Raw genomic sequence first — 14,477 nt, 5'->3', positions numbered from 1 at the left:
GCACTGATCACCCGCAATCCTGCGCTGATCTGGCTTGTGACAACGCACCCAGACAACCCATGAACCACCAAGGCGTCAGCGAGATATTCTTTGAAGAGTCCTACACCGTACCGGCGGACCAGACGGCGAAGTCGCTCTTTGCCCGGCTGCCTCATGGCAGCGGCTATGCCGAGCGGCTGATTGAATGCCTTGCCACCGGCTACTTGGTGGCGGTGGTCGAATCCATTTGCATCAGGGAGATGCAGCAGCACGTCGATGCGGCCGAGGTGGTGGTGGGTCGAACGATCCGCATTGACCACCGAGGACCCATCCCGCCAGGATCCTCTCTGCGGCTGCGCGGATGGCTGGAACGGATGGGGGAGCGGAGCGCGACGTTCCGTGTGCAGGCCTGCGACACGGACGAAATCGTGTGCGAAGCCACTGTCAAGCTGGTGGCGGTGCAGCGGACGGTTATCGAGACGCGCATCGCGGCCAAGCTCGAGGCGCTGCAGCATGGACACCGGCTCGTGAAGCTCTCCAGCGGCGGTGAGCAGGACGAGCTGCAGGGGCTGTCCCAGCGCGAATTGCCTGGCGCTTGAGCGTTCATGACGGCTGGCGTGAGTTGCTTCGGGTGCTTTGCCGCAAGCGCTGCGAGACGGTGAGGCGGAGCGGCGCCGGGACCATGAATCCTTTCTGTACAGGATCACCCCCGCAGCGGCCTTGTATTTGCCGTGAATCCTGGCTCGGGCACGGCGGTGCTGCACTTCGTTTGCGTCGCCTCGGGCTTGTTCGCCGCAACCGTCCGGCCCGACAAATTTCCCCTCCGCTGCGCGGATTCCTCGCGCGGCAAATTTCTCGGGCCTCCCGGTCCTTCGCTGCGCTGCGGCCCCTTTGCTTCGCTGCGGGATGCGGCGCGCCCGACCCTCGCCCATCGGATCACGCCAAGGCCGCGATGGGCGCGACCTGGACAACCTCGAAAGGACTTCATCATGGCCAACATCGGCACCTTCACCACACAGAACGGCAGCTACACCGGCACGGTTCGCACCCTGACGCTCAACGTCAAGGTCCGGCTCGTGCCCAGCGACAAGGCAAGCGAGAACGCTCCGGACTACCGCGTCGTCGCAGGCAATGGATTGGAGATCGGCGCAGCGTGGAAGAAACTCAGCAAGGCAGAGCGTCCCTACCTGTCCGTGACCCTGGACGATCCATCCTTCCCTGCCACCCTCTATGCCCGCCTGGTCGAAGGCGAGGATGGTGCGCACAACCTGATCTGGTCGCGCAGCAAGGGCGACTGATGTCGCCCTTGGCGCCCCGCTGTGACGGGGCGCTGTTGTCTCGTCGCGTTGGAGGGGAGGGCGGTACGGGATTTGTTTCGCCCCGTAGTACGGAAGTACGAGAAAGCGTTCATCCGTGTTTGTTGATGGGCGCATGGTTGGATCTGTGGATTTGCTGCTTTGCGGGTTTCCGTGAATCCGTTGTGATGGGTTCTGGGGACTGGGGTTTTGCGTCAATGTGTCTTTGTGGTTTTACGGATATGTGCGTCTCCGGTCTGGCCGGACCGCGCTGGCGTGCTCTGCACCGAGCCGCCGGTGCGTCTCGTCCCTACGGGCTTTCATCACTGACGCCTTCGCCCCTGCGGTGCTGCGCGCTGTGCTTGCCTCCTGGGGATCGACCTACGGCCCATCCCCGCCGCGCCGGGCTTGGCGCCCCCTTCGATGCCGCCGAACCGGCTCGCCGGATCGGCAGGGAGGGCTGTGACTTCGATGACCGACTTGTTTGGTCGGGCGGGGCTGGCTTGCTGTTCCCTTCACCGTATCACGCCGTTCTCGCCGTCAAGGTTTGCGCGTGCGGTGCACGCTGGCGTCCTGGCGGCCGTCTTCGAACCCTGACGCCTGCGCTGCGCCGTGCTGCTTCCGGTCTCGGGCAATCCCGCCCTGATTCCTTCCAAGGAGAAGACCATGACGAAGCTCATCACGGACGAACAGCGCGCGCAACTGCTGGCCAATGGCCGGCAATCCCTCGAACAAGAAGACTTTGACCCTGCTCCAGTGCTCAAGCTGTTCACCCCGGACGCCGGTGCGACCTGGCTGCTGACCGAGATGGACCCCGACGATCACGACCACGTGTTTGGGCTGTGCGACCTGGGGCTGGGCTATCCCGAATTGGGGTGGGTCAGTTTGGCAGAACTTGCAACTGTGCGTGGCCGGCTGGGACTTCCGGTGGAATGGGACCGGCACTTCACTCCGCAGAAGCGTCTGAGTGTCTACGCACGTGAGGCGCGTCTTGTGGGGCGGATTGTGGCGTAGCAGTCCCGGGCGCCGCTTCGGTGGTGCCCTTCACTGTGACATAGGCGGTCGCTTCAGTGCTTTGTTCGGGGCCGACGCGTTCGCAATGAGGAACAGCTAAATGCCCGCAGTGGCTAAAAGAGTGGATGGGCGAACCTCGAGCGCCTCGGCGATCTTGCTCAGGTTGATCACTGCCACGTTGTGCTCGCCTCTCTCGATTCCACCCATGTAGGACCTATCAATGCCAGCGAGGTCCGCCAATGCTTCCTGAGAAATATTGCGAGTGGCACGCGTACGTCTGATCGCATCGCCTATTGCGATGAGGATCGGGTCTTTTGCGAAAGACGGAGACGGTTTGGCCACAGCCGTCACTGTCTCGGGTGACGGGAAATAACACCACGGGATAAGATACCCAGAAAGGAGTGCTACTGAAATTCACTGGTACTACAGGCCGGACGCACGTGGCATGCGATGACGGCTACGGAAGCCCTTAAACGGAATACCCGCTGAAGTGTTTGCGTTCTGTACTAGGATGTAACTCTTAGATACGACCACAATGCCCTTTCTTACCAACGAACAGCAAAGCCAGATGTTGGCCAACGGTGCCGCGCGTGCGCGTGGTGAGGCATTGGATCCCCTGCCAGTCGTCAAGCTCTACACGCTGGATGCTGGAGCCGTGTGGTTGCTGACGGAGCTGGATGTCGATGGAGACCGAGCGTTCGGGCTGTGCGATGCTGGCACTGGGAGTCCCGAGCTGGGGCATGTCAGCCTCTCCGCCTTGGAGGGGGTGCGGGGCCCACGGGGCATGCGCATCGTGGCCGATCCGCATTTCAAGCCGCGCCAGACGCTCTCGGGCTATCTGGCCGACGCGCAGCGCGACGGTTCGATCACCGACTGATTGACACAATCCTTTCTCGATCGCCCGGCGCGCGACGTGAGGTCGCCGAAATAGCGACCCTGTAACTTTCTCTCTGTGGCAGGTTTCCCCATTTTTCTTGGAGGATTCCGTGACCACGCCAACCCCCGAAGATCTTCCCCATGCCCCGTGGGGTGTGTCCGCCGCCTATCTGTACGTGCTGGCCCTCGACGATCCAGCCCTCGCTTGGGAGTACCTGCGCCGCCGCCCCGGTTTCCGCGCGGATTGGGCCCGACGCAAGCGCGTGGTGTCCTTTGCCCGCTGGGGGTTGCGATGTCGCCGAAGATCCAGAGTTGGACGGACGGGTTGCGCATCCTTTGTGGCTGTCGTCTTCTGATGGACTGCTGCACGTGCGTGCCGTGCATGCGCACGGTGCCGCAACCCGCCGGTTCGATCTGTGGCGCATCCCCGGGCGCAAGCGCCTGGCGATGGATGGCCACGACCTGGCACTGACCGCAGATCTCAGCGCGCTGCGCATGCGCGTGTCGCTCTCAGGCACTCTGGAGGATGGCGACGCCTATGCGGGCGCCGTGCCGCTGACTCCGGGGCTTCGCGGTCAGCTCGACGGGTACCGCGAACAGGCACAGGCCCTGGAAGGCCATACGCCTCAGATCTCGCACGTGCGGCCGGCCACCCGTTCCGCTTTGCTGCACTTGCGTGCCATGCAGGCGCTCGATGCTTCACAGTCGGGAGCGTCGCATCGCGACATCGCCCAGGCCCTGTTCGGCCTCGAAGCCGTCGTACTGCGCTGGCACGAGGATGGCGAACTGCGTGCGCAGGTGCGCCACCTGCTGCGGCGGGCCGAATCTTTCATGAACGGCGGGTACCTGTCCCTGGCGGGTGTGCTGGATCCCGCTGCAATGCCCCCCGGAGACGAACCGGTGCGCTGAATCTCTCCCTGCCTGGATTGGGCCTGATTTCCGAGACTGCTTCCATCGGGTCGCGAATGGTTTGCGACCTATCGACAGCGATGGAGTCCGTCATGGCCGTTGGCAGTTCTTTCCCTTCCCGCGCAACCGCAGCGGCTGCGCTCCAGCCCCCTTTGGGGGCTGCCCCCGCAGCACCTGCAAATCCTGAGTTCCTGACCACCGAAGAAGCGGGCGCCTTTCTGCGGCTCTCTCCGCGCACCTTGGAGAAGCAGCGCGTTCTGGGTGGCGGACCGCGCTTCCGCAAGTTCGGCGCACGGGTGGTCTATGCGGCCACCGACCTGCGTGCCTGGGCCGATGGCCGTGCCTACGGCATGACCTCGGACCCCGGCTACGTGCAGCGTGACTCCGTCCGTTGATTGGTTCGGAAGAGGTGGCACCACGGATGTCAAAGCGCCCGAACGAACGCGAACAGCTGTCGCTGTTCCGCGCGTTGCCGGGCAGCGACATGGCGCTGCGCGACGCGCAGGACCTGATGGCCTATCCGTTCTTCTCGCTGGCCAAGTCACCGCGCATTGTGCCGATCCGATTTGAAGCGGGGGGGATTTCTCTCACGGTCAAGGGCGTGCCCGAGCACGGCATCGCCACCATCTGGGATGCCGACGTGCTGATCTGGGCTTCGAGCCAGATCATCCAGGCCAAGAAGGAAGGCATTGCGCCTTCGCGCCTGATGGTGGCCACGCCCTACGAGATCCTGCGCTTTGCGCAGCGGGGAACCGGCCGCAGCGACTACCTGGCGCTTCGCGCCGCGCTGGACCGGTTGCAGTCCACCACCGTCGCCACGACGCTGCGCCAGCGCGAGCGCCTGAACGGCGGCAGACGGGTGCACCGCTTCTCCTGGATCAACGAGTGGAAGGAGTACGTCCAGCCCGGGGGGCGTTCCGACGGCATCGAACTCATTCTGGCCGACTGGTTCTTTACCGGCGTGATGGACGAGGGGCTGGTGCTCACGCTCGATCCGACGTATTTCCGGCTTTCCGGGGGGATCGAGCGCTGGCTGTACCGGCTGGTGCGCAAGCACGGTGGGCGACAGCAGGCGGGATGGCGTTTCGATATGCGCCACCTGCACCTGAAGTCTGGCAGCCTGCAGCGCCCTTCCGACTTTGCGATCCAGGTACGCCACCTGGCACGGCGCCAGGCGCTGCCGGGCTATTGGCTGTCCATTGAGCGCAGTGGCGGCATCGAGTGGCTGGCATTTCTGCCCGATCCGGGCAACCGACCCCGGAGCGAGTTGTCCACAGATTCTGTTGAAGAACCTGTGGATGGTTTGGGGATGGGCTCGGTGGATCGCCCGCACGACTCTCGGGGGATCACCCGCACAAGTATCGGTGGATCGGCCGCACCAATCGACCGGAAAGCCGCGCCCAGCAACGGTTTTGGCACTCCCTAAACATCTAAAGGGATACATAAATGGAAGTCACGCGCGCGCGAACAGCAACTGCTCAAAATTTGGGCAATGGTTCTGCGATGGCAAATCAGGCAGGTCCAGAGTCCCAAAGCCTTCCATCCGGAAAGCAAGGTAACCGCCCCGGCAAAGTGATCGCCTTGCTCAACCAGAAGGGCGGAGCAGGCAAGACCACACTCGCCACGCACCTGGCGGGCGAGCTGGCGTTGCAAGGTAGCCGTGTCACGCTTCTGGATGCCGACCCGCAGGGCTCCGCCCTTGACTGGGCGCAGCGGCGGCTCCAGAGCGGGCAGGAGCGTCTCTACGGGGTGTTCGGACTGGCCCGGGACTCCTTGCACCAGGAAGCGCCGCAGATCGCCCTGCAGGCGGATTTCGTGGTCATTGACGGGCCGCCCAGGGTCGCAGCGCTTGCGCGCTCCGCACTGCTAGCTGCCGACCTGGTCCTGATCCCGGTGCAGCCGAGCGCCTACGACGTGTGGGCCAGCCATGAGATGGTGCAGCTCATTGCAGAGGCTCGGGTGTTCCGGCCGCAGCTGCGCGCGGCTTTCGTCATCAACCGGCGCGTGGTCGGCACGGTGATCGGGCGCGAAGCGCGTGCAGCGCTCGCGGACCAGCCATTCGCTGCGCTGGAGACGGAAGTCTCGCAGCGCATCGTGTTCGCCGACAGCGTGGCCGCAGGGCGGTTGGCGTGCGAAGTGGCGCCGCAGTGCGCGGCCGCACGTGAGATCGTGGCGCTCGCGCAGGCCGTGCGGGAGGTGCTGCGATGACGGCACTCCCTCCAGTAATGACGCCGCACCGGGTGCCGATCGGACGCAGGCCCGGTGCAGATCCTGCATCAACCTGGGTGCGGCAGGCGGACGCGCCTGAGATACCGGCCAAGGCCTCCATCTACACCGCGCGGCTCACCATCGACGTGACGCCGGTGCTGCGCGGGCGCATCAAGGTTGTAGCGTTCCGGCGCGGCGTCACAGCAGCGGACATGCTGCGCGAGCTGCTGGAGCGCGAGTATCCGGAGGACGAGGCATGACGGCGCCGGGATTCCATCCGGTGTCAGCTATCCGGCAGATTTCGCTGCAGGCGAGGGTGCCGCAGCGCCCCACCCGCATGCGCGTTTCTCTCGCATTCGTCGAGGACCGGGTGAACGTCTGGCTGCGGTTTGGTCAGCCGACGGTGGAGATCGTGCTGGATCGCTGGCGACGCGTGGCCATGTTCATGCCGAGTACCGTGTGCTGTCGTGTGAAGTGGATCGGCAACATCTATGGAACGGTGCTCTGGCAGCTCCTGGTGATGCAGGCGCCGACGCCTTTCGAAGACGCGCAGCGCGTAGCGGGTGTGCTGCCGGGCGCGCGCATACTGCTGCGTGCTGATGGCGAGAGGCAGGTCAAGGCGGTGCTTGCGGCCATTGATGCCATCGAGGTACTGGGCATAAACCCCTGCACCGTTGCCGCCACCTACTGGCGCACAGTGGGCAATCGATTGGCTGCACGCCAACCGCTGCCGGTGTATACGACCGAGCGGCATGCGGCGCACCTTGCGCGCGAGGCACTGCGATGAATCGCCGCATGGCCTTGGCCTGCATGAGCATCGGCGTCGCTGCGCTGTGTGCGCCAGAGGTGGTGCAGCTCCCCGCGCGGTTGGTCTACAACCCGAGCGACAGCGTGCCTCGTGGCTGGTACCGCATTGGCTCGCCCGACTCGCTGCATGTCGGAGGCGTCGTGCTGGCCCGCCTTCCTGCCGGTGTGGCGGCCCTCACGGCGCAGCGCGGATACCTGCCTGCGGGCGTTCATTTGCTCAAGCGGATTGGTGCTGTGGCTCCGCAGTCGGTGTGCGTGAGGGCAGGGGGTGTGCGCATCGATGGCATGGCCGTGGCGGCGGTGCTTGCGGAGGATGGTACGGGCCGGCTGCTGTCGCCTTGGGCACAGTGCCGAACGCTTGCCGTTGGGGAGCTTTTCCTGCTCAGCAATGTCCATCCGGCGTCGTTCGATAGCCGCTACTTCGGTCCTGTCGATGCGTCAGCAGTGATTGGCAGCGCGCATCCGTTGTGGACCTGGGGTACGCCATGAACGGTACATTTTTTCGCGTCTGCGCAAACTGTGTGGTGCGTCCACGTCCGGTGCGGGACTGTACTCAGCCTGCATTGCGAGCGTGCTCTGTACTACGCCGCCGATGCTTCGGAAATGCACCGACGCATGTGCGCGGGCTGCATTCCACCGTGCAGACTTTTTGCTGCCAGCGTGCAGCGCCTGCTGCACCTTCGCTGCCTTTGGGGCAGCGCTTCGCACTCGGTGGGTGGCTGGCGGCGGGTCGGAGCCGGGAGGCGGAGACGGAGGGCAAGATAAAAGGACCGGCACGCACGTGCCCGCCAAGCCAGTCTGCACGTGGGTTGAGGGCGGCACCGCGCTGGCAGTGCTGGGTGCTGGGTGGGCACGCGATGCCGCATCGCGCCGAATTCTGCTGCGTGCCGCCTTGGATCTGCTGCGCTATGCCATGCTGGATCTTGTGCCATGGCTTCGCGTAAGGGTAGGCAGGAAGGGGACCAGTTCCGAGTACGGCCGGGGGCCCCGAAGGCGGTTTCAGGTCCTGGGTCGCAGCGGTTTGTCGCGCAGGTGCTGAAAGCCGTTTCGAAGTCCGGCGCGAAGGCTTCAGGTGCCATCGGAGGACGGACTGCATCGACCTTTGGAAGGGGGCGGGTCGCCGCGGGTATGGCGGGGCGCAAACTGGCCGCGAACGCCCGGCGCGTGGTCATCAAGTCGCGCATCGTCGTGCTCAAGAAGGTCGGGGCCCAATCGGTGGTCACGCATCTGCGCTACATCGAACGCGATGGCACCACCCGCGACGGGCAACGCGGGCAGGCCTATGGCGCCGACACGGATACGGCAGACCTGAAGGACTTTGAAGAGCGGGGGCGGAGCGACCGACACCAGTTCCGCTTTATTGTTTCGGTAGAGGATGCTGTAGAGCTTGAGGAGTTGCGCGACTACACGCGTGAACTAATGGTCCGCATGGAGGTAGACTTGGAGACTGATCTGGATTGGGTGGCCGTCGATCACTGGGATACCGACAACCCCCACACACACGTCGTGGTGCGCGGGCGCGACAAGACCGGCAATGACCTCATTATCGCGCGCGACTACATCGCCCACGGCATGCGACTTCGTGCCGGCGAGCTGGCGACAGAATGGCTGGGGCCGCGCACCGAGAGGGAGATTCGCGAAAGTATGTTGCGCGAGGTGGACCAGGAGCGCTGGACCAGCCTGGACCGCCGCTTGCAGCAAGTCCAAAAGTTGCACGATGGCGTAGTGGTGGTAGCCGCCGAGGGCTCAACACGCCGTCTGCGCGCCGTGCTGATCGGCCGTTTGCAGCGCCTCACCGCGATGGGACTGGCCGAGCCGGACGGCATCAACCGCTGGCGGCTGCGGTCGGATGTTGAGCCCATGTTGCGTGCCATGGGCGAACGCGGTGACATTGTTCGGACCATGCAGCGGGCGCTAGGCGCGCAACAGCGCGAGATGGCCGTGTTTCCATCCCGCGAGCCCTTGCGGCCTGTGATCGGCCGAGTGGTTGGTAAGGGCTTGGCCGACGAGTTGCTGGAGCGCAGCTACCTAGTGATCGACGGCATCGACGGACGCGCGCATTACATCGTGCTGCCGGCAGGTGCAGCACTTGAAAATTTCCCCGCCGGTGCTGTGGTCGAGGCGCGCGGCGAAGTCGATGGGCGTGCCGTGGACAAGACCATTGCAGGGCTCGCTGAGGGCGATCTCTACCGCACCGACCTTCACCTCACACTGCTGCGCGCGCAGCGCGGGTGCGGCGATCCGCAAGAGATTGTGGCCGCGCACGTGCGCCGTCTGGAAGCACTTCGGCGCGCAGGACTGGTCGAGCACGTCGCGAAGGGCGTCTGGCGTGTGCCCGCCGACCTGCCCAAGCGAGCGCGCAAGCACGATGAAAAGCGAACTCTGGACGGAAGCATACGGATCCATTCGCACTTGCCAATCAACCAGCAGATACGCGCTATCGGCGAGACGTGGCTGGATAGGCAGTTGATCGGCGATGCGGTCGGCGCGGCGAGTAGTGGTTTTGGAAGAGAGGTGCGTGAGGCGCTGCTTCATCGAACCGAGTTTTTGGTTGAGCAAGGACTTGCCCACCGACGTGAGACAAGTGTTGTGCTTACTAGAAACTTGCTTGGAACGTTGCGTGAACGTGAACTGCACGCGGCAGCGCGCGGCATTGCTGGTGACACTGGGTTGCAGTACCGGGCGGCTGTGGAGGGCGAGCGTGTTTCAGGCGTCTATCGCCGCAGTGTGCTGCTTACCAGTGGGCGCTTCGCCATGCTCAGTGATGGGCTTGGCTTTACGCTTGTGCCTTGGAAGCAAGTGATCGAGCAGCGGCTAGGCCAGCACTTGACGGTGACCATTGTTGGCAGGAGCGTGACGTGGGCGTTCAGTAGGCAGCGCGGCTTGGCAAGCTAGGCTACTCTGTAGTGCGTAAGTCTTCTCAAATGCAGGCTGCGCCTTTGAGGCATGTCACTGAAGCTCTCATCTGTTCGTAAGTCACAGCCTTCACCCAACGCGGCCGCAGGGCTACCGAATCGCCCCACGCTTTCCAACCGTCTGATGTCCGAACTGCAGCTTAATTTGCTGGCGCCCCGGATTACTCAACACACCGGTTGCTGCTTGAGCGTAGAGGGGGCTTTCCTGGGAAGTGTCTAACCCCTTTTTACATCGACGACTACAGCCTTGTCAGGCCGAAGCGGTAGTTGGGGAAAGTGCGGCGTCGAACACGAAGGGGTCGCCACCAAGGCGTCGCGTCAAGTCGGAAGCGGCTTTGAGGACGGACTGCGACATCGCGGGTATTAGCTCGGCTGAAAAGCGGGCGGCCGGTCCTGAGACCGCAAGCGCTCCGCGCAGGCTGCCCATAGGGCCGAATACCGGGGCCGCGACTGCGCCGATGTCAGGCTCGCGTTCCCCCACAGTGACGATGAGAGGGTAGTTCGGAAACTCCGCATTGCGAATGAGCGTGCGGTCGAAACTGGACAGCACTCTGCCTGCGGCACCCTTGTCCAACGGTAGCAAATCCCCCGTGCGGATATGGTCGCGCACAGATTTTGGGGAGTCGACCCGAAAAAGGCACACCCGAAGGTTATCTTCGCGCGTGAAAAACGAGGCGCCTTCGCCTGTCTCCTGGACGAGCCTGCGCAAGATCGCCGGCACGTGGTCATCCAACCGCAGGGCGGCTTGGTAGAGCCCTCCCCAGTGCAACAGCATGGACCCAAGTTGGTAGGTACCGTCGTCCAGGCGGACTATGCAGTGCTCGCGAATTAGCGAGGTCATGGTTCGCAGAATGGTGCTCTTGTACATGCCAGTCCTCTGAGCCAGCTCGCTCAAATTGAGGGATGTGTCGCCAGCCTTGAAGGCGTGAAGGATGGCAAACGCTCTCTCCACCGCGGCCACGCCACCGGCTTTTTGCTCGTCTTCCCGCTTAACTGTCATTCGCTCCATCCGCAATCGTTGGCTGACGCGTTCATTCGAGCGCGTCAGCGGAGAAATTCTGCTTGACATTATATCGTATCGTACTGCAGAATGAAATTCCCTTGTGAGGTATGTCATTCCGCAGGACGCAACGATGTGCTTGCACCCTTAGTTCTGCCCTTTTTTGGAGTCACTGATGTTCAAGATGAAAAAGGTCCTTGTCTTGGCGTTTGCCGGGCTATCCCTGTTGACGTTGACCATTCCGACGCCAGCGCAGACTTTTCCGAACAAGCCGATTACCATCGTTGCGCCGTACCCTCCGGGCGGGGCTACGGACCTCTATGCCCGCTCAGTGGCCAATGGGTTGGCGGAGTGGGGGCAGCCAACTGTCGTTGACAACCGAGCAGGCGCGTCAGGGCTGATCGGCGCAGAGTACGTAGCCCGGCAGCCGCCGGATGGGCACACGCTGCTCATTGGCGCGTCGTCTATGTTTTCCGTCCTACCCCAGCTCAACCCGCGCATGCAGGATGTTGCGCGGCGTATCGAGCCGGTCTCTATCCTGGGCTTCAATCCGTCCTATGTCGTTGTGCCGGCTTCGCTACCGGTCAATACCATCCAAGAACTAATCGCTTACCTCAAGGCCAAACCGGGGGAGTATGGTTATGGCTCAGCTGGCAAGGGCACGTCGCAGCATGTGTTCATGGAGCTGTTTAAGCAGCGTGCTGGCGTAGATCTATTCGCTGTCCAGTACAAAGGCAGCGGCCCCATGGTGGTAGATCTGCTCGCTGGGCGGGTGGTGATGGCCATCGAGCAGGGGCCGGCCGTGCTGACCCAGATCAAAGCGGGCAAGCTCAAGGCGCTTGCCGTGACGACGGCAAAGCGAGCGGAGGCCTTGCCCAACGTCCCGACACTGTCAGAAACCGTCCTGCCCGGCTTTGAAGCCGTGACGTGGTTTGCGCTCTATGCGCCGGCCGGCATTGCAAAGGGTGTGCTCTCCAAGATAGGGCCCCAAATCGCCAAGACCATGGCCTCGCCCGAGGTCAAGGAGCGGCTGGGCGCGGTGGGCGTGGAGGCATCCTTCAGTTCGGCCGAAGCGGTAGCCAAGCGTCAGGCCGCGGAAACCAAGACGTGGTCCGAAGTCATTAGCAAGTCCCACATTACCTTGGACGAGTGACGGCCCGGAGTCCGGTATGCATTCCCAGGCAAAACTTCCGCTCCACCAGGAGCCGCGGGCCGACTACCTGCAGAAGGTGACGGGCGACGCGATCTTCGCCAGCGATGTCGTGGTGCCCGGCATGCTGCAAGGAAAGATTCTGCGGAGCACGGTGCCGCATGCACGCATTCGCCGCATCGACACGAGCGCGGCGCTGGCCCTGCCGGGCGTGGTGGCGGTGCTCACGGGGGCGGACCTGGCGCGGCTGCCGGGCACAGCCAACCGTTGGGGGCTTTATCTGCGGGACCGCGACGTGATCGCCGTCGAGAAGGTTCGCTATGTGGGCGACCCTGTCGCGGCGGTTGCGGCCATCGACGAGGCCACCGCCGAGGAGGCCGTGGAAGCCATCGTGGTCGAGTACGAGTCCCTGCCCTTCGTAACGACGGCACGAGAGGCGATGGCCGAAGGCGCTCCGCGCGTCCACGACGAGATGGACAAGCTGAAGGACTTCTACTTTCGAGGCGAGGCCAGCCCGGTGGAAGGCACGAACATCTTCCAGCACTGGCGCTACAGCAGCGGTGACGTGGAACAGGCCTACGCCGTCGCGGCCCGCGTCTTCGAAGACACCTTCACGTTTCCGATGGTGTTCCACTTCGCCATGGAGCCCCATGTGTGCGTTGCCGACTGGAAGCCGCATTCGCTGGAAATCTGGAGCGGCGGACAAACACCCACGGCCATCGCCCGCGTGTGCTCCGAAACGCTGGGCATTCCCTTGGCCTGCGTGCGCGTGCACTCGCCCTATATCGGTGGCGGCTTTGGCGGCAAAGCCTCCGTCAAGATCGATCCGCTGGTTGCCGCGCTGTCATGGAAGGCACGCGCTCCCGTGCGGGTCTGCCTCTCCAGCGCCGAGTCGATGCTGACGTGTCGTCGCCTGGATGCGGAGATCACGGTCAAGACCGCGGTGGATGCCGCTGGGCGCATCACCGCTAAATCCGTCAAGGCGGTGCTCAACGGAGGCGCCTATGCCGACACCGGTCCGGCCATTGCCATCAAGGCCGCGATACGCGCCATTGGGCCGTATCACATTCCGAACCTGCGCCTGGAGTCCTACGGCGTCTACACCAACACGGTGCCCGGCGCGGCATTCCGCTCGATTGGCGGGCCGCAGGCCGTGTGGGCGACGGAGTCGCAGATGGACATCATGGCCCACGCCTGCGGCATGGACCCGGTGTCGTTCCGCCTCCTCAACATGGCGGACAAGGGGCAGACCATCAAGCCGGATCTGCGGCCCTTGGACGTAGACATGCGCAACTCGCTGCGCAAGGCGATCGAAACGCTGGAAGCGCTGCCCGGGTCGCAAGGTCCGCGTCGTCGTGGCCGCGGCGTTGCCGTCGGGATCAGCGACCCGGGCATCATGCCCATCGGCGGCGCGACCGTTCGTCTGCGCGCGGACGGCTCGGTGAACGTCTCGGCGAACTCGGTGGAGATCGGCCAGGGAAACCGGGGGGTGCTGCGCATCGTCGCCCACAAGCTGCTGCGCCAGCCCCTGCGCATGATTGCCGCATCCGAGCCCGATACTCTGCTCGCGCCCTATGACTGGGGCACCGGCGCCAGCCGTTCGACCGTGATCATCGGTTTGGCGGTCCAGTTGGCCTGCGAGGACATCTTGCGCCAGGTGGGCGAGGCGGCCGCGTCGGTGCTGGGCGGCGATCCCGCGAGCTACCGCCTGGAAGAAGGCCGCGTCGACGGTCCCGAAGGGTCCCTTGCCCTCATCGAGCTGTTCCGTCGTTTCAACGGGATGACCGCCGGCGAATTTCTCGGCGTGGGCCGGGTGAACCCCGAAACGAAGAATGGCGCATTCAAGGTGGCCCCGCTGTTCTGGGAGACCGGCGCCGGGGCTTGCGAGATCGAGCTGGACGAGGACACGGGCGACATTCGCGTGGTTCGCGTCGGCGGAGCCGCCGACCTTGGCTACGTCATGAATCCCAAAGCCGCCGAAGGTCAGGACGAGGGTGCCATGGTCATGGGACTGGGGCACACGCTCTTCGAGGAATACGTCTACGAGGACGGCCAGGTGGTGAACGGCACGTTGTTCGACTACCGCGTTCCGACGACGCAGGACGTGCCGCTGCACGTGGGCACCACCTTGATTGAAAGCCTCGATGGTCCTGGCCCCTTTGGCGCACGCGGAGGCGGGGAGGGCGCCATCCTTCCGGTGGCGCCCGCCGTGGCCAATGCCTTGTACGACGGCTGGGGCGTCCGAATCAAGGATCTGCCGTTGACACCGGAACGCGTTTGGCGGGCGCTCACAGCCGCCAAGGCCAAAGACAAAAACTGACGAG

General features: G+C 64.0%; 16 protein-coding genes and 1 pseudogene. 15 read left to right on the top strand and 2 right to left on the bottom strand.

Annotated elements, in window-relative coordinates:
* The first annotated feature begins 59 nt into the window (after window positions 1-59).
* The 3 genes from AC1RVY_RS18045 (at window position 60) to AC1RVY_RS18035 (ending at window position 2,288) form a co-directional block, all read left to right on the top strand.
* Window positions 60-578, top strand: a complete 519-nt coding sequence (locus tag AC1RVY_RS18045; RefSeq protein ID WP_492807555.1) for a thioesterase family protein — start codon at window positions 60-62, stop codon at window positions 576-578.
* A 390-nt stretch (window positions 579-968) separates the two neighbouring features.
* On the top strand, window positions 969-1,277 hold the full coding sequence (locus tag AC1RVY_RS18040) for a DUF736 domain-containing protein (protein ID WP_055399757.1): 309 nt from the start codon (window positions 969-971) through the stop codon (window positions 1,275-1,277).
* Between the two features lie 663 nt (window positions 1,278-1,940).
* A complete protein-coding gene (locus tag AC1RVY_RS18035) occupies window positions 1,941-2,288 on the top strand; it encodes a DUF2958 domain-containing protein (RefSeq protein ID WP_492807553.1) in 348 nt (115 codons plus the stop codon).
* A 96-nt stretch (window positions 2,289-2,384) separates the two neighbouring features.
* Here the strand turns inward: AC1RVY_RS18035 and AC1RVY_RS18030 are convergent, their stop codons facing one another.
* Window positions 2,385-2,630 (bottom strand): helix-turn-helix domain-containing protein, encoded by a 246-nt coding sequence (locus tag AC1RVY_RS18030; RefSeq protein ID WP_040329419.1) that lies wholly within the window; start codon window positions 2,628-2,630, stop codon window positions 2,385-2,387.
* Window positions 2,631-2,823: 193 nt separating this feature from the next.
* On the opposite strand from AC1RVY_RS18030, the gene AC1RVY_RS18025 reads away from it, so the two are divergent.
* From AC1RVY_RS18025 to AC1RVY_RS17980, 10 genes and pseudogenes are all read left to right on the top strand, one after another.
* The gene (locus AC1RVY_RS18025; RefSeq protein ID WP_492807552.1) at window positions 2,824-3,165 is read left to right on the top strand and encodes a DUF2958 domain-containing protein; all 342 of its coding nucleotides are present in this window, start codon (window positions 2,824-2,826) and stop codon (window positions 3,163-3,165) included.
* A gap of 109 nt (window positions 3,166-3,274) precedes the next feature.
* Window positions 3,275-3,520 (top strand): transcriptional regulator domain-containing protein, encoded by a 246-nt coding sequence (locus AC1RVY_RS18020; RefSeq protein ID WP_492807550.1) that lies wholly within the window; start codon window positions 3,275-3,277, stop codon window positions 3,518-3,520.
* Between the two features lie 13 nt (window positions 3,521-3,533).
* Entirely contained in the window at window positions 3,534-4,073 is a 540-nt protein-coding gene (locus AC1RVY_RS18015) for a DUF2285 domain-containing protein (protein WP_492807549.1), read from the top strand.
* Between the two features lie 92 nt (window positions 4,074-4,165).
* Complete coding sequence (locus AC1RVY_RS18010) at window positions 4,166-4,468, top strand: helix-turn-helix transcriptional regulator (RefSeq protein WP_409856879.1); 303 nt, start codon at window positions 4,166-4,168, stop codon at window positions 4,466-4,468.
* Between the two features lie 14 nt (window positions 4,469-4,482).
* Window positions 4,483-5,319 (top strand): annotated as a pseudogene (locus tag AC1RVY_RS18005) (replication initiator protein A); the annotation flags it as partial.
* 200 nt (window positions 5,320-5,519) lie between these two features.
* A complete protein-coding gene (gene parA / locus AC1RVY_RS18000) occupies window positions 5,520-6,281 on the top strand; it encodes a ParA family partition ATPase (RefSeq protein WP_492807547.1) in 762 nt (253 codons plus the stop codon).
* Complete coding sequence (locus AC1RVY_RS17995) at window positions 6,278-6,541, top strand: chromosome partitioning protein ParB (protein WP_492807546.1); 264 nt, start codon at window positions 6,278-6,280, stop codon at window positions 6,539-6,541. The genes parA and AC1RVY_RS17995 overlap by 4 nt, the downstream gene beginning before the upstream one ends.
* A gap of 77 nt (window positions 6,542-6,618) precedes the next feature.
* Entirely contained in the window at window positions 6,619-7,068 is a 450-nt protein-coding gene (locus AC1RVY_RS17990) for a DUF2840 domain-containing protein (RefSeq protein WP_492807825.1), read from the top strand.
* The gene (locus AC1RVY_RS17985; RefSeq protein WP_492807544.1) at window positions 7,065-7,577 is read left to right on the top strand and encodes a S26 family signal peptidase; all 513 of its coding nucleotides are present in this window, start codon (window positions 7,065-7,067) and stop codon (window positions 7,575-7,577) included. The genes AC1RVY_RS17990 and AC1RVY_RS17985 overlap by 4 nt, the downstream gene beginning before the upstream one ends.
* A 543-nt stretch (window positions 7,578-8,120) precedes the next feature.
* Entirely contained in the window at window positions 8,121-9,983 is a 1,863-nt protein-coding gene (locus AC1RVY_RS17980) for a DUF3363 domain-containing protein (RefSeq protein ID WP_492807542.1), read from the top strand.
* Window positions 9,984-10,253: 270 nt separating this feature from the next.
* Here the strand turns inward: AC1RVY_RS17980 and AC1RVY_RS17975 are convergent, their stop codons facing one another.
* A complete protein-coding gene (locus tag AC1RVY_RS17975) occupies window positions 10,254-11,072 on the bottom strand; it encodes an IclR family transcriptional regulator (RefSeq protein ID WP_203422466.1) in 819 nt (272 codons plus the stop codon).
* Window positions 11,073-11,178: 106 nt separating this feature from the next.
* On the opposite strand from AC1RVY_RS17975, the gene AC1RVY_RS17970 reads away from it, so the two are divergent.
* Together AC1RVY_RS17970 and AC1RVY_RS17965 are read left to right on the top strand one after the other, a co-directional pair.
* A complete protein-coding gene (locus tag AC1RVY_RS17970) occupies window positions 11,179-12,156 on the top strand; it encodes a Bug family tripartite tricarboxylate transporter substrate binding protein (protein ID WP_492807539.1) in 978 nt (325 codons plus the stop codon).
* A gap of 16 nt (window positions 12,157-12,172) precedes the next feature.
* Entirely contained in the window at window positions 12,173-14,473 is a 2,301-nt protein-coding gene (locus AC1RVY_RS17965) for a xanthine dehydrogenase family protein molybdopterin-binding subunit (protein WP_492807538.1), read from the top strand.
* The last annotated feature ends 4 nt before the right edge of the window (window positions 14,474-14,477 follow it).

The organism is Acidovorax sp. GW821-FHT11A03 (genome assembly GCF_058809075.1).
The sequence above is the reverse complement of the archived record's forward strand: the minus strand, read 5'-3'. Positions and strand labels throughout refer to the sequence as shown.